Here is a 19847-nt window from a genome sequence, read left to right as displayed (position 1 = left end):
TTAGTTTCTCTTCACGCATGAACTAATTTCGTAAGCCATTGTTACAATGCTTGGCAACTTGCAAGTAAATCGCTTTACTGTCGTTAGGCCACCCTTGCGCGCCAGTTGATAAAGTTCAACCAAAACAACAATATCGCGTAGAATGTTGCTCAATCACATTAGTAGTCAAAACAACATGCCAGCTGATTTCATCTGGAACGTACGGGTCTATTACGAAGACACCGACGCCGGCGGTATCGTCTATTACGCAAACTATCTCAAATTCTTTGAGCGCGCCCGCACCGAATGGCTGCGCGCGCTCAACGTCAACCAGCACGATTTACTGGCTGAACATGACGCCATGTTCGTCGTCAAAAGCGTGAGCGCCGACTATCATGCGCCAGCCAAACTGGATGATGAATTAAAATTAACAGTTAGTATCGAAAAAATCGGCCGCGCCTCCATCGTTTTCCATCAGGAAGCGTGGTGCGGCGAGCAATTGCTGAATACGGCGCGCGTCAAAGTTGGCTGCGTCGATTCTGCCTTGCGTCCGCGCGCCGTCCCGGCGGTCGTTGCCGACAAAATGCGCCCTGCCCGTGTTACCACCCAAACCGACTGAACACAATGAACGTCACTCAAGACCTGTCTTTCCTGTCCCTCATCACCAATGCACACCTGATCGTGCAGCTGATTATGGCGCTGCTGTTCGTCATCTCGCTGACCAGCTGGACCTACATCTTCAGCAAACTGTTTGCGATCAAATCGGCACGCCGCCTGACGGTGGAGTTTGAAAAGACCTTCTGGGCCGGCGGCAACCTGCACGCGCTGTACCAGAACGCCGGCAAGGACCGCGCCAACAGCGGCCCGCTGGCACGCATCTTCGAAGCCGGCATGGGCGAGTTCATCAAATCCAAAGCCGCCTTCACCGCCAGCCGTGAAAACATGGACGCCGGCGCCGTGCTGGACAGCGCCCGCCGCGCCATGCGCGCCGCCTTCCAGCGCGAAATGGATGCGCTGGAATCGCACTTGGCCTTCCTGGCCTCGGTCGGTTCGGTGTCGCCGTACATCGGCCTGCTGGGTACGGTCTGGGGCATCATGAACGCGTTCCGCGGCCTGGCCAACGTGCAGCAGGCCACGCTGGCCGCCGTGGCGCCAGGCATTGCCGAGGCGCTGATCGCCACCGCCATCGGCCTGTTCGCCGCGATTCCCGCCTTCGTGGCCTACAACCGTTTCTCGTACGACGTGGACCGCCTGGCGATCCGTTTTGAGAGCTTTGTGGAAGAGTTCTCCAACATTCTGCAGCGTCAATCGCGTTAATCACTATGGCTTCTTCTTTCTCCAGCAGCATGCGTGGCGGCCGTGGCCGCAAGCTCAAATCGGAAATCAATGTCGTGCCCTACATCGACGTGATGCTGGTGCTGCTGATTATTTTCATGGTGATGCCGTCGGCCAACGACCCGAGCGTGGTCGACCTGCCGCGCGCGGAAAAATCCACCAAGCCGCCAAGCGACTACGTGCAGATCGTGCTCAAGCCGAACGGTGCGCTGTCGATCGGCGTCAAAGGCAAGGATGAGGACGCGCCGGAAACCGCGCCCAACCGCGACGCACTGGTACGCAAGCTGCGCACCATCCACAACGACCATCCTGACTATCCGGTGCTGATCGCCGGCGACAAGGAAAGCAAGTACGACGACGTGATTCAGCTGATCTCGGAAGCGAAGAAACTGGGCATCACCCGCGTAGGCCTGTCCACCAAGTAAATGCAAAACATGAAACCCGCAACCGCAGGCGGTCCGTACAAGGTTCCGCGACAACACGACAGCTGGCGTTCGATCACGCTGGCGGTGGCGATGCACGCCGTGTTGTTGCTGTTCCTGTGGGTGGGCGTGAGCTGGCAAAACAATCAACCGGTCGAAGTGCAGGCTGAAATCTGGGACATGAAAGTCCAGGACGCCGCACCGCCAGCGCCGCCCGCCGAACCGGCGCCGCAGCCTGAACCGGAACCCGAAGTCGTCAAGCCGCCGCCCCCCGCCCCGAAGGTCGAAGCGCCGCCGGTGCCGAAAGAAGATCCTGAAATCGCCCTCCAGCGCATCAAGAAGAAAAAGCTGGAAGAAGAGAAAGCTGAGAAGCTGGAACAGGCACGTCTGAAAAAAGAAGCTGACGAAAAACAGGCCAAGCTGGACGCCAAGAAAAAGGCCGAGCAGCAAGCCAAGGAAGAGAAAGAAAAAGAGAAAGCCGAACAGGAAGCCAAGGAAAAAGCGCAGGCTGAAAAAGACAAGAAAAAAGCCGCCGCGGAAAAACTCGCCAAGGAAAAAGCGGACAAAGCCGCCAAGGAAAAAGCCTTCGCCGCCGAAATGAGCCGCATCACCGGCGCCGCCGCCAAAGGCACGACCGGCACCGCAGCCCAGTCGACCGGCGGCCGTACCGACGGCGGTTACAAGGCCGCCATCGTCGCCAAGATCAAGAGCAACCTGAACGGCAACTTTGACGACAACCTGACCGCCAGCTACGCCATTACCCAATTGCCGAGCGGCGAGATCATCGGCATCCGCAAGATCAAAGGCAGCGGCTCGGACGCCTACGACCGGGCGATCGAGAGCGCGATTAACGCATCGTCGCCACTACCAAAGAAAAAAGATGGTACGGTAGAGCGCGACATTAATGCTGATTTCAAAATGAAGGATATGCACTGACATGAAAAAACTGAACATGCTCTACACCGGCCTGGTCATCGCCGCCACCATGGGCAGCGCCCAGGCACAGATGCGGATTGAAATTTCCGGCGTCGGCAACAACCAGATCCCCGTGGCGGTAGCCGGTTTTGCCAATGAAGGCGTGTCGCCGCAGAAAATTTCCGAGATCATCAAGGCCGACCTCGAACGTAGCGGCGCCTTCAAGATCATCGACGCTGGCGTCATCAATGACGTCAACAACATCGACTACAGCGCCTGGAAATCCAAGGGCGCCGCTGCGCTCGTGGTCGGCACGGTCGACGCGCTGGCCGACGGCCGCTACGACGTCCGCTACAAGCTGATGGACACCAATCAGCAAGCCAAGATCTCCAATCTGGACAAGGCCGTCACTGCCCAGTTCACCCGCCTGTCGGCCCACCTGATCGCCGACGATGTGTTCTTCAAGCTGACCGGCATCAAAGGCGCCTTCTCCACCCGCATCGCCTACGTCAAGCAGGAAGGCCGCAACTACCAGCTGCTGGTCGCCGACGCCGACGGCGAAAACGAACAGCTGGCGCTGCGCTCCAACGAACCGATCATCTCGCCATCATGGTCGCCGGACGGCACCAAGGTAGCCTACGTCTCGTTCGAACAGAAAAAGCCCGTGGTCTACGTGCAGAACCTGATCACCCGCGCCCGCACCGTGGTGGCCAATGAAAAAGGCAGCAACTCGGCGCCCGCCTGGGCGCCGAACGGCAACAAGCTGGCGGTGGCGCTGTCCAAGGACGGCCACACCCAGGTCTACACCGTCAACGCCGACGGCAGCAACCTGCGCCGCGCCTCCAACAGCGCCGGCATCGACACCGAACCGCAATGGTCGGCCGATGGCGACAGCATCTACTTCACGAGCGACCGCAGCGGCGGCCCGCAGATCTACCGCATGAATCCGGACGGCAGCGACGCCAAGCGCGTCACCTTCGGCGGCAGCTACAACATCAGCCCGCGCATCTCGGCGGACGGCAAAACGCTGGCCTACATCTCGCGCCGCGACGGCAACTTCCAGCTGTTCGTGCTGGACCTGGCCAGCGGCCAGGAGCAACGCCTGTCCGACACCACCGACGACGAGTCGCCAAGCTTCGCCCCCAACGGCAAATACATCATGTACGCCACCCGCGCTGGCGGCCGCAAATCGCTGGCAGTGGTCTCGGTGGATGGCCGTGTAAAACAACGCCTGACCGCTCAGGCGGGCAACATCAAGGAGCCCACCTGGGGTCCGTTCATGCAGTAATTTCGATTCACTACTAGGAGAATGAATATGCGTAAACTCAGCAGCCTGGCATTTGCCATCACCACCGCCGCCATCCTCGCCGCTTGCTCGTCGACCCCGATCGAAGAGAAAAAGCCAGTGGAAGTGGTTGAGCGTCCGGTCGAAAAAGCCGTACAGCCACAAGCGGACACCCGCACCGTCGCGCCCGTGGAAACCAAATCGCTGGACCCGCTGGACGATCCAAAAGGCGTGCTGGCTAACCGCAGCGTCTACTTTGACTTCGACAGCTACGCAGTGCGCGCCGACGGCAAGCCAGTAGTGGAAAACCACTCGGCCTACCTGGTCAAAAACAAAGCCCGCTCGATCCTGGTCCAAGGCAACACCGACGAACGCGGCGGTTCCGAGTACAACCTGGCGCTGGGCCAGAAACGTGCTGAAGCCGTGCGCAAAGCCATGAGCACCCTGGGCGTGCCAGAGTCGCAGATCGAAGCCGTATCGCTGGGCAAAGAAAAGCCAAAAGCCGAAGGCCACAACGAAGAGGCATGGGCACAAAACCGTCGTGCTGACATCGTCTACAAGTAATCAAAAGCACTACCTTTTTGCCGGGTCACAGGCATAATACGGGGCGGCGCGCGGACTAATCCGCGCCCTGCCCCGTTTCTTTATTGTTTAGATTTGTGTGAAAGAGCGCCCGACATGATGAAATTCTCCAAATCCGGCCTGAGCGCCGCCCTGCTGGCCGCGATGACCTGGCTGCCGCTGCAAGCCCATGCCGGCCTGTTCGACGACGACGAAGCCCGCAAAGCCCTGCTCGACCTGCGCACCAAGGTCGAATCCATACGCGCCGACCTGCAAGCCCGCATCGACACCAAATCCGACAAGTCCAGCACGCTGGACCTGGTCAACCAGAACGAAGCCACGCTGCAGCAGGTGAACCAGCTGCGCGGCCAGATCGAAGTGCTGGCCAACGAACTGGCCAATGCCCAGAAGCGCCAGAAAGACTTCTACGTCGACCTCGACGCGCGCCTGCGCAAGCTGGAGCCGCGCGAAGTCACCATCGACGGCAAGACCTCGCAAGTGGACCCGAGCGAGCAACGCAACTACGAAGCGGCCATGCAGCTGTTCAAATCGGGCGACTACAAAGCAGCCGGCGGCGCGCTGAGCGACTTCGTCGCGCGCTACCCAGGTTCCAGCTACGCCTCCAACGCCCAATACTGGCTCGGCAACTCCTACTACGCCCAGCGCGACTGCAAGGCCGCGATTGCCGCCCAGCTGGTGGTCCTGAAAAACTACGCCGACAGCCCGAAAGCGCCCGACGCCATGCTCAACATCGCCAGCTGCCAGACGGAGCTGAAAGACAAGGCGGCCAAAAAGACCCTGCAAGACCTCATCAAGCAATACCCGGACTCGCCTGCGGCCGCCACGGCCAAAGAACGCCTGGGCGGCAAATAATTACTGACGGGCATTTGACAGCAGAGCTGATTACCCCCTATAATCTCGCTTCTTTCGGGGGTCGTTAGCTCAGCTGGTAGAGCAGCGGACTTTTAATCCGTTGGTCGCAGGTTCGAATCCCGCACGGCCTACCATTCCGAAAGTGCCTAGGTTTTCATACCTAAGGGTCGTTAGCTCAGCTGGTAGAGCAGCGGACTTTTAATCCGTTGGTCGCAGGTTCGAATCCCGCACGGCCTACCAAGATTCATCAAAAAAGCCCACGAATTTCGGTTCGTGGGCTTTTTTGTTCTGGTCGCTCTCTGGTCGTAGCGAGATTCTCTCAGTTGCGCCCTCCCGGACTATAGCGCCCCGTCCGATACGGCCACAAGCTAGGACAAAGAGGAAAAATCGAATAAATCGCGCGCCCGCCCTTACGGCACCTCAACCTTTGCTGTGCAGCTCCGCCAGCATAGACTGATAGCTTTCGATAGCCACTCGAACAGCCAGCTCAGTAACATACAAAATCTCTGCATAACTATTAATGTGCTCCGGCAGGCTCATGTTTAGAATGCCGCCGTCGTCTGTAACAAAATGCGCAACGGCATTCCGATAGCGAGGGGTTAAAGTACTATCTAGAAATACCTTAATCGATTGGCCTATATGTTGCCTCAAAGACTCTACAATATAAGGCGAGTCTGGCACTACATCTCGTTGCTGCGTCAGTGTGATGTTCTTGGACTTTGCTTGCTTAAATAGATTTGCTCGCATGATGCCATATATCCCATCAAGCAACTTGTGATAACACAAAAATTTATAAAAGCTGCTGCCAGAATTCTTAGCTTCACGATATAAGGCGAAGACAGGCATTAGCTCTGGGAAAAGGCTCCCAAAATGCGGACTAAGCGTCGCGGGCCTATACGGCGAAACATAATCAAGCGCTCTAATGTTATTCTTACTGTCTTCAATACTAATAGACGTCAAGAATAATGGGCTATTCACATTAAACGTCAAGAGGTCTAGAAAAGGCACCACCGCCAGCATGAATTTTTTACGAGCGTCAGCAATGCTCCCGGCTTCGCATTCAAATGCGACCAGAGAATGCTCCCCACGTGAGTTTTTGCGCAATTCGAATACACCATCGGGACAGCGAACTCGGCTAAGATGGGTAGTTTCAGGTGTCAGAAGAAATGAATCCCCATCATTCACATCAAAGCCAAACTTGATATCCTCAGTGGCAGTTTCAGACTTACCTAGCCGCCCGGCCAACTTAAATTTTCTCATCGAAGTATCGTGTAACCGATCCTCGTCCCGCCTCGCTTCATTTTCAAACACATCAAGCACGAACAATTCGCCTCGAATTCCAGCCGGTCCTAGCTCATCGCAAGAGATAGTCGTGGATACTTTATCGGGTTGCATTATGAAAGCCCTTTCGATCAGATAAGATATACACTATGCTTATCCTGTTTTTTTCTCGAATAGACTCTTGCGTCCAGTCGGGATTTTCGCCTTCTTCATCGTTGCCTGCATAGCTGCCAAGTCATTACTTGACATAAATTCACGTTCAATCATCAATACAGAATCACTACGCTCAAGGATTATGGCGTCCAACTTTCGGGGGAATGGACGTTTATCCACTTTGATATAGGCAACAACATCACCAAAGTAAAATCTGTAAGAATTCACACCATCCCACTTTTCCGCAAATGGGTCCATATTCGTTCGTGACAGAATGTGGGCATCATCATCCTTCTCTCTCCCCCAACAAGAGAGCGCAACCGCAAAAGCTGAGTCTAGCGCCACATCGGGATCAACGGCTTTCGCCGCAAGCGATTCATACGGTCCTAGGCGCACCCGTCGATAATAGGAATTGGTCGATATCGACGCCCGCCATAAAACAGAAACAAAAAAACGCAAAAGTCGTTCTTGGTCAACCTTGCCCGGCACCGATCTTCTCGCAACTATACTGTTCTGCTCTCGAACAGGGACGAATAGTTCATCAAATCGATTGATAAGAACCTCTGCACCATAATCATCCAACCACCCAAATTTTTTCTCGCATCCCTGACACAAGATCCCGGAATCATAAACTCCTACCGGCGCTTTCTTCGGGTACTGTCCATCAGCAACCATGTATTTTGGCCCCGCATTCGCGTGCCTGCCACGGAAGAACGCTTCTGGAATTACGTGTGACTTGCCGAAGTTATTCGAGATATCACAAAGACGACATGGCATTAAGTTCATCCCTTGGTTATATAAAGCGATGTGAAATTCAAAAGTACTCCTCGGCCGCGAACAGAAATGTCTATCACTACATTTCACTTTGAATACAGCGAAAGCAGTACCAATCTAGAAATAAGTATCCGTGCAGAGTGTGCAAAAATCTTATCAGAATATCTAGTCGCGGCGCTCGGAAAAATCCGTACCCGCGCTGAGGCTACACTTCCGACGCCGCGACCAGAAATGGACCGGCACACAGTCCTTCCCCTAGCTCTATTCCCTCCTGCCGCAAATGCGCCTAGGCGGTGCCTCAAGCACTTCCCAGAAGCAGAGTCTCCGAAGCAGGTTCCACGGATTCTAACTCCGTGTCTCGTAATCAGGCGGCTAAGTTGCGGTCGCGCAAGCTGCGGGATTTTAGTGCGGCTTACCCTGCATCACATGCCTAACTTGAAGAGGACAGCCCTATGGAACCGAACAAAACAGATAAAGATGAAGCGATTTTTAACAGCACGATGAAATCGTTGGAGGCGCAGATTACCAATGTGGGCGCGCATCTGAGCATCGACACCAGGGCACGCCTGCTCTATATCCAAGAGATAAAAAATATGTCCGACAAGCTGCGAGCCGACGCAATCTCTCGCAGGATCAGTTGGGCTGCGGCTGCACGTCAAGCTCAGGAAACGCGAAATCTCATCATGGGAATAATTCGCGCGCGCAGCACCCCGGTGGGGCGAGCGTTTGCCGAAAGTATGAAGCAAGAAGGCTATTCGCTTAATCAACTTATCGCTCTCAAAACCGTGCAATTGAACGGCGAGCAAGCACTTTTCTCACGCCTATCGATCACAAAACAAAACGCTGTTTATGCCAGCATCGTCACATCAGCAGGTAGATCGAATGCTTACGTGAGCCGAGCAATGGCGGGCGCCGCTTATGCGGGGCGGGGTTTGCTGTTTGTGGCGATAGCACTATCAACCTATAAGATTGCGACCTCATCGAACAAAGCTGCGACCTTTCAAAAGGAACTTGCCGTAAATGGTGTCAGCGTGGCAGGTGGGATTGCCGGCGGTGCACTCGCTGGATTGGCGTGCGGGCCGGCCGCGCCAATTTGCGTTACAGTGGGGGCGTTTGTCGGTGGAGCGCTTGCGGCGTTCGCTACTGCTAACTATTGGTAGGGCTTTTATGAAGCTGACACATGCTCCCGGCTACTCTACTCGGGTCATCACTCCGCCGACGTCCGAGCTGGCGCCGACCAGTGAGCTCATCATCGAAGGGAAGCCGACTGGAAGGATCCTCGGCGGCGCGGTGTTTGAAGCCGCGCTGAACTGGAATGATTATGTGCTGTTATTCCTGACCGACGATGTGCCTTTTGAAGACACACTCAACATTTATGTTCTGGACGAAAATCTTGAGGTCGTCGACTCGGCGCGCATGTTTTACATCTACTCAACGGGCGTATTTTCGGCTCTGGATTTGACGGAATCGAATACTGTGCGCTTCCGCTTCTTCGGTGGCACGCTCTGGACGCTCAAGCTCTTCCCTGAAAAAAAATTTGCACTGCCCATCATCTCAGGCACATTAGGTGTTAGCCGACCTTTCACTTTCTTCCGCCTGTTCCAGTTGCAAAGCCGCCCTCTTCCCGAGCCATCACAAAGCGAAAATTACGACTACACAGGCATCAGCTCGTAACCAAAGCCGCTTATACCTTCAGTAGGCGCCAGGCCCACACCATTCGCTCATGCGAACACCAAAAACGTTTCCCTGTGACAATGTGTGCAAATTCGACCTGATGTGCTCTGTTACACTCCGCCGCCAAAATGAAAACACACGAAACGGGGAAATATGCTGTTCATCTGGGGTAAGCGCACGTACGGCGCGGCGGACAAAGTGGGGAATGTCTCGGTCAAAACCATGTTTGGTCATTTCTGGTATCTGCCGTTATTTCCAAAGACCAGTTATTACGTCGAGGCCAAGAGCGGCAAAGCTTTTGAATTGAACGGCTTGCGGTGGCGCTCTGTCCTGTTCGGCTATCTTCGCGTCTGGGGTGCGGTCTGTGCTGTCATCGCATTTCTGCACGCGAGAAGCGAGGAAGGTACGGCAGCCCTGCCGGCCTATCTGCTATGCGCCTTGGCCACGGCGGCCGTCATTGGCTCTTATTTCTATGACCGCAAAACGCAGCGTGAGGAAGTGCGCCAACTGCGCCTGTCCATGGAAAAGAACTTCGGTGTCGCATTAGATCCTTACGAATGCCTGGAGAGTTTGCAGCAAGAGATTACTGCCAAAGCGCAGGCCAACAGCGTCGCTCAGCTTGATGAGGACTGGCACAAGCAGACCATCCGCGATCCGTTTTCAGACCAGCACCAGCTGGAGCTGGCCCTGCTCCGGGCGCGCTGTGATCGGCAGGACCAGGTCTTGCAGCAAGAGGTGTTGAAGAAGGTGGCGAGCCGCCGCGAGTAGCGGACTATTCACTCATGCGGATGCCGCGCGCGTCGATGCGCAAACGGTCAGGGTCCAGGCCCACCGTCCGCAGATTTTCACGCGCCGCATCGCGCAGGTGGGCTTGCTGGGCCGGCGGTTGCGGCTTGGTTTGCTGCGACTTCCAGGCCAGCGCCATGAAGGTGCCGGTCATTGCGCTTTGTTCGTACAGATTGCGCAACGCGGACGGACTTTGCGCGCCCAGCGTCGCGCGCAATGAGGGCTGGCGCCGCAGCTGCTCAACCACCACGGCAAAGTCTTCATCAGACACTTCCTTCCCCGTCATCACCATGTAGTTCCCGACCAGGAAAGCAGCCAGAGCGCCGCCGACATCGTTGCGCGGCAAGTGCAGCTTGGTCTCCAACTGATACCAGACGTCCATGCTGTCGCTGAATGCCTTGCTCATCACGGCACGGTGCTGCGGCGGGAAATGCTGCGCGAGCTCGGCCGCGTTGCGCGACACGGTCGGCGGTGCATCGGCGCGCAAGGTCGCCGGAGCCGGCTCGCGCTGGCCCGACTTCTTCTGCGCTGCGGGGTCCGCCGCCTGGATCATCAGCGAATTATTGACAATCGAACTATGCATGAAGCTGCTGAGCGGCGCTCCGTAAGTGGCGTAGTCCGCGCCCAGCCATTGGGCCTGCGCCGGTAGTGCTGCGGCGCTCACCAGCGCCAGCACCATACGTACCGGCCCCCATCCATATCGCGTGTGCTTCATTGTCATCCCTCCCCAAAACGCGGTTCAGGTTAGCAAAAAGTCATGCAGCACGCCGCACGATTCCATCATGGGAGCCTATCGGTATCCGTAGCGCCATAACAACGAGTCTATGTGCGCTAGCTAACTTATGGTCATCAAACTGCGCCCAGCCAGGCGTTCAGCGACAAACGGAGAGATTTTGCCCTATAGCGGTGCGCTAGGATTTGACATGGCTTTGATAACCAATAGCAACAAATGTTGCTTGCTTATGAAAAGCCTATCTACCTCCGGCCCGCCTTATCCCTGCGCTCCGGACGGCTTACGAATGCATATAGGAGACTGGCATGAAACCATCCCGACGCATGACTCGACTCAAAACCACTGGCGCTGCCCTGCTGCTCAGTGCGCTGCCGTTTGCCGCGCAAGCGTGCAATGCGGAGCCGTATATCGGCACCGTCTGCACCTTCTCTTTTGACTGGTGCCCGACCGGCTATATGCCCGCCGACGGCCGCACGCTGAACATCCGCGACTACACGGCACTCTTCGGTCTGATCGGTTTCAGCTACGGTGGTGACAAGCAAAACACCTTCGGCCTGCCCGACCTGCGCGGCCGCACCACGATCGGCAAGGGCCAAGGCACGGGGCTGCCTATCAACATCACGATGGGGCAAAGCGTCGGGCAGCAGCAGCTCACGCTGAGCACCGCGCAAACACCGCTGCCCGCCCACACCCACACAGCGACATTTTCCGCCACGCCGTCCACCACCAAAGTGACCATTCCTGGCAGCAGCGGCAACCTGGCCGTGACGGCTGCGCTGCAGGTAGTGCAGGGCACGGGCAATATCAGCGGCAACAATGTGACGCTGGGCGCCAATCAGACCGGCTACCTGGCGGGCATGAATGGCGCGACCTCGGCTGATCCGGTCAGCTTCAACGGGCCGTACACGACGGCCACGCCACCCGCCAATGCAGGACGCCTGCCGGCGCAGGTGCAGATCACCGGCAACGCCTCCACCGCTGCGGTCGATATCCAGGTGCCCACGATCAGCGGTGGCGCCGTGGTCGTGGCGCAGGCTACTGCGCCAGCTGCGGCAGTGGTATCGACCCAGTCGCCAGCGATCGGCATGAGCACGTGCATCGCCGTCACCGGCCTGTACCCCAACCGCCCCTGAGCATTAGCAGCAAGCCCGCAATCCCGCAGTCCCATTGTCACACTAAGGGAATCAAGATGAGCAACCGCGACCTTCCCCTCTTCCACCTCATCTCACGCACGCCATTTCTGGGCGGAAGCGGAGACGGCGCGGCTTGCGTGCGCGCTGCGGCGCCGGCCGCCAACGCCGGCCGCAAGGAGGCGCTGCTGATCGACACGGCACTCGAAGACCGCCACGTGCTGGCAGCCGGCGCACGCCCCGGCATGGCCATCGTGGAATTTGACGGCCAACAGGACGGACTGGCCCAGCTGGTGCGCTGGGCTGCCGGTGCGCAGGATTACGATGCTCTGCACTTGGTCTGCCACGGCGCGCCCGCGCGCCTGCAACTGGGCGCGCGCACGCTCGACAGCGCCGCGCTGAACGATGTGGAAGTCCAGGCCATGCTGGCTGCGCTCGGCATGGCGCTGCGCCAGGGCGCCAGCCTGATGCTGTATGCCTGCCAGGTTGCCGAAGGCGCACAGGGCGCCGCTTTTGTTGCGGCACTGTCGCAGGCGCTGGGTGTGCCCGTGGCGGCGGCCAGCAGCGTACTGGGCGCGGGCAACTGGACGCTCGATCATGCACAGGGCGTGGGACAAGGCATGCGCGCCGCGCTGGCCTGGCCCGAGTACGCACATACATTGACGGTGGCCAGTACCGAGACCACGTTTAACGCGCCCGAGATTGCAGGCAATCAGAATTACAACTACAGCCAGGTGTCAGCGGGCTATGCCACACCCTATGTACTGAGCGCATCGAATGTGGGCAGCAGCGGCTGGGACGTGGTGGCGCAGTCGAGCAGCAATATCGCCCTGTTTGCGATCCGTGGCATCGGCTTCGGCACCAACGGCTATGGCACTGCCGGCGAAGGCGACAGCAGCGCAATCCGCGTGCAGGCCGACGACGTCGACTACGTCACGTTCAAGGCCAATGCCAGCAGCTACTGCTTCGACCTCAACGAATTCTATCTGCGTAACAACATCGCGCCCGCGATCACGGTGCAGGCGGTCAACAGCAGCGGCGCCACGGTAGGGAGCGCGGTGACCTTCAGCGGCTTGCTGGCCAACTCCTACAACCGGATCGACCTGTCCGCCAACACCGATTTTCGCGGCATCTACGGCTTCAAGGTGACGTTCGGCCCGGAACAGGACGCGCCCTACTTCGACACCATCCGCATCACCAACATCACGACGGCGCCAGTGACGCTGGTGAGCAGCGCCGCGCTGTCCGCCGATACCGGTTCCAGCACCAGCGACTTTGTCACCAAGACCGCCGCCCAGACCATCAGCGGCAGCCTGAGCGCGAGCCTGGGCGCCACCGAACGGGTTGAAGTGTCGTTCGACGGCGGCGCCAGCTGGCAGAACGCCACCACTTACGCCAGCGGCTCCAGCAGCTGGTCGACCACCACCACGCTGGTCGGCAGCGGCACCTTCCAGGCCCGCGTCACCAACAGTTTTGGCAGCACCAGCGCCTACAGCCACAGCTACACACTGGACACGGTGGCGCCCACCACCACCGTCAGCGGCCTGAGCCTGTCGGCCGATACCGGCACCAGCAGCAGCGACTTCATCACCCAGACCGCCGCGCAGAACATCAGCGCCACGCTCAGTGCCGGCCTGGGCGCCGGCGACGTGCTGTATGCCTCCAAAGACAACGGCGCCACCTGGACCGACATCAGCAGCAGTGTGTCCGGTACGGCCGTCAGCTGGAGCACTTCGCTGTCCGGCAGCAGCACGCTCAAGTTCAAGGTGACCGACCTGGCGGGCAACGACGGCGCCATCGCCAGCCAGGCCTACCAGATCGACACGGTGGCACCCACCATCACCATCGGCAGCCTGTCCCTGTCGGCCGACACCGGCGCCAGCAGCAGCGACTTCATCACCAAAACCGCCGCCCAGACCATCAGCGCCACGCTCAGCACCGGCCTGGGCGCCGGCGACATACTGTACGCCTCGAAGGACAATGGCGCCACCTGGACCAACATCAGCAGCAGCGTCTCGGGCACCGCTGTCAGCTGGAGCACGTCGCTGACGGGCAGCAGCACGCTCAAATTCAAGGTGACCGATGTGGCCGGCAATGACGGCACCGTCGCCAGCCAGGCCTACACCATCGACACCACCGCACCGGCGGCGCCGTCCACGCCGGACCTGGCAGCTGGCAGCGATAGCGGCAGCTCCAATACCGACAACCTCACCAACAACACCACGCCCACCATCACCGGCACGGCGGAGAGCGGCAGCACCGTCACGCTGTACGACAGCGACGGCAGCACGGTGCTGGGCACCGCCACGGCCACCGGCGGCAACTGGTCGATCACCGCCAGCACGCTCACGCCCGGCACGCACAACCTGAGCGCCAAAGCCACCGATGCGGCGGGCAATGTGTCGGCCGCGTCGTCAACCCTGGCGGTGAGCATCGATACCAGCGCGCCCAGCGCACTGGCGCTGAGCAGCGCCAGCATCGTCAGCACCAGCGCCACCAGTGGCGCCAGCATCGGCACGCTATCCGCCAGCGACAGCAATACCATCACCTACGCACTGGCGACCGGCAACGGTACCAACGACGCGGACAACGGCAGTTTCACCATGACCGGCGGCACGCTCAGCGTCGGCGGTGCGACGCTGACTGCGGGCAGCTACCACGTTTATCTGTCGGCCACCGATGCCGCGGGCAATGTCAGCCATCTGGCACAGACGGTCACGGTGCTCAGCGTGCCGACCGTCAGCAGCATTGTGCGCGCCGGCGGCGCCAGCACAACCGTGGCGGCCAGCGCGAGCTCGGCCACCTACACCGTCACGTTCAGCGAAAGCGTCACCGGTGTTGACGCCAGCGACTTCGTGCTGACGGCCAGCGGCAATGCAGCCGGTACGATTGCGTCCGTCACCGGCAGTGGCAGCACCTACACGGTCACCGTCAACAGCCTGGGCGGCGACGGCAGCCTGCGCCTGGACCTGAAAAGCAGTGGCACCGGCATCCAGAGCGGCGCCAGCGTGGCCATTGGCAGCGGCTACACGGCCGGCCAGACCTACACGCTGGACCATACCGCGCCAGCAGCGCCATCCACGCCCGACCTCGCAGCCGGCAGCGACAGCGGCATTTCCAGCACCGACAACATCACCAGCAACACCACGCCCACCATCACCGGCACAGCGGAAAGCGGCAGCACGGTCACGCTGTACGACAGCGACGGCACCACGGTGCTTGGCACGGCCACCGCGACGGGCGGCAACTGGTCGATCACCAGCTCGGCGCTGACCTCGGGCGTGCACAACCTGACCACCAAGGCCACCGATGCGGCAGGCAATGTGTCGGCCGCAACCTCGGCGCTGGCCGTGACCATCGATACCGCCGCGCCAGCCAGCGTCGCGCTGAGCAGCACCACGGCCGCAGTGATCACGTCCACCTCCGGCGCTGCGCTGGCCACCTTGTCCGCCACCGACAGCACGACGGTCAGCTACGCGCTGGTGACCGGCAACGGCACCAACGATGCGGACAACGCCAGCTTTGCCATTTCCGGCACCAGCCTGAACGTCGGCGGCGCGGCGCTGTCGGCGGGGACTTACCACATCTACCTGTCGGCCACCGACGCGGCCGGCAACGTCAGCTACCTCGCGCAAACCATACTCGTACAAAACGCGCCCGCCGTGCTCAGCATCGTGCGCGCAGGCGGCGCCAGCGCGGGCGTGGCCGCCAGCGCCACCACGGTCAGCTACACCGTCACCTTCAGCGAGAGCGTGACCGGCGTCGACGCCAGCGACTTCACGCTGACCTCCACCGGCAACGCCAGCGGCACCATCGCCTCGGTCACCGGCAGCGGCGCTACTTACACGGTCACCGTCAACACGCTGGGCGGCGACGGCAACCTGCGGCTGGACCTGAACGGCAGCGGCACCGGCATTCAGAACGGCGGCAGTGTCGCCATCAGCGGCGGCTACATTTCCGGCCAGACCTATGCGCTCGACCACAGCGCGCCAGCCGCACCCACTGCCTTGGCCATGACGGCGGGCACCGATACCGGCATCTCGCACGCCGACGCCATCACCAGCAACACCACGCCAACCTTCACCGGCGTGGGTGAAGCCAATGCCGTGGTCCATCTGTACGACACCGATGGCGCCACCTTGCTGGGCACGGCCACCGCCGATGGCGCCGGCAACTGGAGCATCACCAGCAGCACGCTGAGCACCGGCAACCACACGCTGACCGTCAAGCAGACCGACGCCGCCGGCAATGTCTCCACCGCCGGCACCGGTCTGGCCGTCGTCATCGACACCAGCGCCGCCGCGCCGGCCACACCGGTGCTGGCCAGCGCCAGCGATGGCGGCATCGTCGGCGACGGCATCACCAATGTCGCCACGCCCACCATCACCGGCACCGCCGAAGCCAATGCCGCCATCACGCTGTACGATACGGACGGCGTCACCGTGCTGGGGACTGCGACGGCGGATGGCTCTGGTCACTGGAGCATCGTCTCCAGCACGCTCAGCGACGGCACCCACACGCTGACCGTGCAGCAGACTGACCGCGCGGGCAACGTCTCCACGGCCAGCGCAGGGCTGTCGCTGCTCATCGATACCGCTGCCCCATCGGCGCCATCCGCGCCTACCCTGGCGCCAGCCAGCGACAGCGGCACGCAGGGCGACAACCTCACCAATATCGCCACGCCGGTGCTGACCGGGACGGCGGCGGCCAACGCCACCGTCAAACTCTACGACAGCAACGGCACCACCGTGCTGGGCACCGCTACCGCCGACGGCGCCGGCAACTGGAGCATTACCAGCAGCGCACTGTCGGTCGGCGCGCACAATCTGAGCGCCAAACAGTTCGACGTGGCCGGCAATGCCTCGCCCGCCGGAGGCACCCTGAGCCTGACCATCGAAGCGCCGCCCACGCAGCCGGCCACCACCATCGACGGCGTGCCGGTGACGCAGCAGCCGGTCAGCCTGCCGGGCGGCGGCAGCGGCATGCAGATCGTCGTCCCGATTGTCAGCACGACGCGCAGCGACACCACGGGCAGCGCCAATGTCGCCGATATTCCGCTGGTCACCAGCGGCGCCAGCAACCTGCTGATGGCGCAAGTGGCGCCGGGCCTGGGGCTGACTGCCACCGGCGGCGCCAGTGCGCCAGCCGGCAGCTCCACCGAACACCTGATCCAGGCGATCCTGGCCGCCACGCCCGACCATCCCGCCAGCGATCAGGGCCACCTGACCGGCAATGGCGTGACCTTCCTCAACCAGCTGGCCAGCAGCGCGCCACTGCTGGTGCAGACCATCGTCCCCAGCAGCGGCGCAGGCGTGACCGGCGCCATGCTGACGCTGACCGGCGCCAGCAGCGACCAGCAGCACACGGCGCTGGTGATCGACGCCTCCCACATTGGCACCGGCAACACGCTGCAGCTCAACACGGTGAATTTCGCCGCCATCATCGGCGCGGCCAACGTGAGCGGCAACACCAACGGCCAGATTCTGACCGGCGACCAGGCCAGTCAGCAGTTCACGGTGGCCGCCAGCAACAGCAGTTCGGTGTTTGCCGGCGGCGGCAGCGACCTGCTGCGGTTTTCAACGCCAACGGCCGCAGCGGCAGCGCAAAGCGGCGGCGCCCTGCATGCGGGCACGGCCGCCACCAGCAGCATCCTGCATGGCGGCCTGGACACCGATACCGCCCAGTTCAGCGGCGCCAGCACGGACTATGTGCTGGTCCAGCATCACGCCTATCTGACCGTGAGTTCCAAAAGCCAGCCCCAGCAGCAGGCCGTGCTCATCAACGTTGAACGCCTGCAGTTTTCCGACACCACGCTGACGGTCGGACACGACGACGCGCTGACGGCCGTTGCCGGCCTGTACAAGGACGTCCTGGGGCGTCAGGCGGATTATCTGGGGATCGAGTCCTGGGCCAACGCCATGCAGGCTGGCGCCACGCTGGGACAGGTGGCGCTTGGCATCATGACGTCGCAGGAGGGGCAGCAGCGCAACGGCACGGTCTTCAATGGCGACAGCGCGCACGACCTTGAACTGCTTTACCAGGCCATTCTCGGCCGCCACAGCGACGCCGCCGGCCTGGCGGCCTGGCAGCGCGTGTGGAATAACGGTGTGTCACTGGAAACCATCGCAGACGGCTTCATGCACTCGCAGGAAATCGTCCAGCATCAGATCGCGGTGACCGGCTGGGATTTCCTGGTGTAGTGTTAACGACGACTGCGCGGCGGTGCCGGTACCGCCCGCGCAGGGCTGACTTAGCGTGGAGCTTTCGGCTTGTCGCCGTGGGCCGCCGCATAGATGGCCTGGGCGTCCTTGTGCGCCTGATCGATATTGCGCAACTGTTTATCCTTGTCGTGTTTGACAAAGAATTCCTTGTCCTGCGCGGCCACCACCAGCTTGACGGCGGCGGCCTCGGGCAGGCCATATTTCTCGAAGATCAGCGTCGTGACTTCGTCCAGATATTCTTCGTAGGTCATGGGACCGTCCTCTCAAATCGTATAAGAGGCGCATTATAAATTATCGCAGCGACACACCGCTGGTCCGTACCTGCGCCGGCATATGCACATCCTGAACGACAAGCTGGTCGGTGACGTGCTGGATGAGGCGGCCCAGCGGCTCTTCGACCCAGCGGTGGAACGCCTCCCCGGCCAGCAGGCTGGAGGCCCAGGCCGTCAGCATGCCCAGTCCCTGCCAGGCCGGTTCCACTGGCGCAAAGTGCGTGAACGCGGCGTTCACCAGCAGGCAGACGGGGAAGTGAATCAAAAATACCGAATACGAAATCTTGCCCATATGATGCACCGCCGACCAGGCACGGCCATCCGAAGTGGTCTTGACGCGGCCAAACAGGAACAGCACGCAGGCCACCACGGCCGCCAGCGCGATACGGCTACGGAATTCCAGCGTCAGGCCGATCAGCGCCGGCAACAGCGCCATGGCCAGCAACAGCATGGCGGCGCCCGGCTTGCGGCGCGGATCGCTGGCCCACCAGGCCATCATGCCCAGGCCATAGCTGCCGAAGAAATACGGCGCCCAGTTATCCCATTCCGCATCCAGATTAAAGTGCAGCAGCGACAGCGTGATGCCGGCCGCCACCGTCAGCGGCATCAGCCATTTCATGGGGCGCTTGCCTTCGGCGATGCCGGCAAACCACAGCAGCATCACCAGCACGGCATACAGCTGGAAGTCAATCGCCACATACCAGGCGCCGGCCGACAGCGAGGCATAGCCCAGTACGCCATGCAGCAGCAAGGCATGGGCACTCAGCTGGCTCAGCGTGGCAGGCGCCGAAATGGAGTCATGCGTCATCCATGCGCCGGCCTGCAGCGAGGCGGCGGCGGCAATCAGCGTGGCCACAAAAAATGGCGGCGCCAGCTTGACGTAGCGGCGCCAGATGGCGCGCAGCGGCTGGGCATAGCCCGCCTCCGCGCCGGGCGCCAGCGATTTGGCCGCGAGGAAGCCGCCGATCACCAGGAACACTTGCACGGCAATGCGCGCACTGCTGCTCAGCCAGTCGATCACGGCAGGAGCGATGATGCGTGCGTGGTCCGCCATCGGGCCGTAGAACGCCAGATGGTGCCAGACGATGAACTGCGCCGCACCCGCCTTCAACAGATTAATCAGTCCGAATTGCGCCGGCAGCGGCTTGCGCGTGCCCTGGGCAATTCCCTCAACTACTTTCATTAATATTCCTTGCTAAGCAACTTATGTACAGCAAATTGCTGCTTTTAATGGCAGGGCGATATGATAGCTGAGGTTGCTTGTTTAGTGGCGCGCTGATGAATTTTTTTCATGCCCACGCCCATCGGGCCCCTTGTACTTTCCAAAACGGGATCGTATAATTCTGCCCCTTGGGTCGTTAGCTCAGCTGGTAGAGCAGCGGACTTTTAATCCGTTGGTCGCAGGTTCGAATCCCGCACGGCCTACCAAGATTCAAGAAAAAAACCATCTTCG

17 protein-coding genes and 3 tRNA genes are annotated in these 19847 nt (G+C 60.4%); 15 read left to right on the top strand and 5 right to left on the bottom strand.

Translation table 11 applies throughout. From position 1 onward, the window contains the following. Positions 1–175 precede the first annotated feature (175 nt). The 9 genes from ybgC to GTP58_RS25085 all read left to right on the top strand — a co-directional run bounded on the left by ybgC (position 176) and on the right by GTP58_RS25085 (position 5610). Positions 176–598, top strand: coding sequence for a tol-pal system-associated acyl-CoA thioesterase (ybgC, locus tag GTP58_RS25125; RefSeq protein ID WP_072786220.1), 423 nt, complete (start codon positions 176–178; stop codon positions 596–598). A 5-nt stretch (positions 599–603) separates the two neighbouring features. Next, positions 604–1296 (top strand): protein TolQ, encoded by a 693-nt coding sequence (gene tolQ / locus GTP58_RS25120; protein ID WP_072786219.1) that lies wholly within the window; start codon positions 604–606, stop codon positions 1294–1296. 5 nt (positions 1297–1301) lie between these two features. Continuing rightward, the gene (locus GTP58_RS25115) at positions 1302–1739 is read left to right on the top strand and encodes an ExbD/TolR family protein (protein WP_072786218.1); all 438 of its coding nucleotides are present in this window, start codon (positions 1302–1304) and stop codon (positions 1737–1739) included. Positions 1740–1748: 9 nt separating this feature from the next. Continuing rightward, positions 1749–2672 carry a cell envelope integrity protein TolA gene (gene tolA / locus GTP58_RS25110; protein WP_161079800.1) on the top strand — a complete coding sequence of 308 codons (924 nt, stop codon included), beginning with the start codon at positions 1749–1751 and terminating at the stop codon, positions 2670–2672. A 1-nt stretch (position 2673) separates the two neighbouring features. Then, positions 2674–3939, top strand: a complete 1266-nt coding sequence (gene tolB, locus GTP58_RS25105) for a Tol-Pal system beta propeller repeat protein TolB (protein ID WP_161079799.1) — start codon at positions 2674–2676, stop codon at positions 3937–3939. A 27-nt stretch (positions 3940–3966) separates the two neighbouring features. Then, positions 3967–4500 (top strand): peptidoglycan-associated lipoprotein Pal, encoded by a 534-nt coding sequence (gene pal / locus GTP58_RS25100; protein WP_072786215.1) that lies wholly within the window; start codon positions 3967–3969, stop codon positions 4498–4500. Positions 4501–4614: 114 nt separating this feature from the next. Then, the gene (gene ybgF, locus GTP58_RS25095; protein ID WP_161079798.1) at positions 4615–5370 is read left to right on the top strand and encodes a tol-pal system protein YbgF; all 756 of its coding nucleotides are present in this window, start codon (positions 4615–4617) and stop codon (positions 5368–5370) included. 58 nt (positions 5371–5428) lie between these two features. After that, positions 5429–5504 (top strand) — tRNA-Lys (locus GTP58_RS25090). Between the two features lie 30 nt (positions 5505–5534). Beyond that, positions 5535–5610, top strand: a tRNA-Lys gene (locus GTP58_RS25085). Positions 5611–5790: 180 nt separating this feature from the next. On the opposite strand, the gene mauJ is transcribed toward GTP58_RS25085, so the two are convergent. Together mauJ and GTP58_RS25075 are read right to left on the bottom strand one after the other, a co-directional pair. Next, a complete protein-coding gene (gene mauJ, locus GTP58_RS25080) occupies positions 5791–6630 on the bottom strand; it encodes a methylamine utilization protein MauJ (protein WP_161079797.1) in 840 nt (279 codons plus the stop codon). A gap of 174 nt (positions 6631–6804) precedes the next feature. Beyond that, entirely contained in the window at positions 6805–7590 is a 786-nt protein-coding gene (locus tag GTP58_RS25075; protein WP_161079796.1) for a hypothetical protein, read from the bottom strand. A 440-nt stretch (positions 7591–8030) separates the two neighbouring features. Between GTP58_RS25075 and GTP58_RS25070 the strand changes: the two genes are divergently transcribed. The 3 genes from GTP58_RS25070 to GTP58_RS25060 all read left to right on the top strand — a co-directional run bounded on the left by GTP58_RS25070 (position 8031) and on the right by GTP58_RS25060 (position 10020). After that, a complete protein-coding gene (locus GTP58_RS25070) occupies positions 8031–8738 on the top strand; it encodes a hypothetical protein (RefSeq protein ID WP_161079795.1) in 708 nt (235 codons plus the stop codon). A 7-nt stretch (positions 8739–8745) separates the two neighbouring features. Then, complete coding sequence (locus GTP58_RS25065; protein WP_161079794.1) at positions 8746–9252, top strand: hypothetical protein; 507 nt, start codon at positions 8746–8748, stop codon at positions 9250–9252. A 153-nt stretch (positions 9253–9405) separates the two neighbouring features. Then, positions 9406–10020: a hypothetical protein gene (locus GTP58_RS25060; protein WP_161079793.1), complete on the top strand. Its 615-nt coding sequence runs from the start codon at positions 9406–9408 to the stop codon at positions 10018–10020. 4 nt (positions 10021–10024) lie between these two features. Here the strand turns inward: GTP58_RS25060 and GTP58_RS25055 are convergent, their stop codons facing one another. Beyond that, the gene (locus GTP58_RS25055) at positions 10025–10753 is read right to left on the bottom strand and encodes a DUF6683 family protein (RefSeq protein WP_229215746.1); all 729 of its coding nucleotides are present in this window, start codon (positions 10751–10753) and stop codon (positions 10025–10027) included. A 323-nt stretch (positions 10754–11076) separates the two neighbouring features. On the opposite strand from GTP58_RS25055, the gene GTP58_RS25050 reads away from it, so the two are divergent. Both GTP58_RS25050 and GTP58_RS25045 read left to right on the top strand, forming a co-directional pair. After that, positions 11077–11904, top strand: coding sequence for a phage tail protein (locus tag GTP58_RS25050; protein WP_161079792.1), 828 nt, complete (start codon positions 11077–11079; stop codon positions 11902–11904). Between the two features lie 56 nt (positions 11905–11960). Next, positions 11961–18101, top strand: a complete 6141-nt coding sequence (locus tag GTP58_RS25045) for an Ig-like domain-containing protein (RefSeq protein WP_161079791.1) — start codon at positions 11961–11963, stop codon at positions 18099–18101. 50 nt (positions 18102–18151) lie between these two features. On the opposite strand, the gene GTP58_RS25040 is transcribed toward GTP58_RS25045, so the two are convergent. Next, positions 18152–18373 carry a hypothetical protein gene (locus tag GTP58_RS25040; RefSeq protein ID WP_072790402.1) on the bottom strand — a complete coding sequence of 74 codons (222 nt, stop codon included), beginning with the start codon at positions 18371–18373 and terminating at the stop codon, positions 18152–18154. A 40-nt stretch (positions 18374–18413) separates the two neighbouring features. Beyond that, a complete protein-coding gene (locus GTP58_RS25035; RefSeq protein ID WP_161079790.1) occupies positions 18414–19577 on the bottom strand; it encodes an acyltransferase in 1164 nt (387 codons plus the stop codon). Between the two features lie 169 nt (positions 19578–19746). On the opposite strand from GTP58_RS25035, the gene GTP58_RS25030 reads away from it, so the two are divergent. Then, positions 19747–19822: transfer RNA gene (locus tag GTP58_RS25030), tRNA-Lys, on the top strand. Positions 19823–19847 lie beyond the last annotated feature (25 nt).

Source organism: Duganella sp. CY15W, assembly GCF_009857555.1.
In the GTDB taxonomy this organism is placed as follows: Bacteria; Pseudomonadota; Gammaproteobacteria; order Burkholderiales; family Burkholderiaceae_D; genus Rugamonas; species Rugamonas sacchari.
This window is presented reverse-complemented; position numbering and strand designations above follow the sequence as displayed.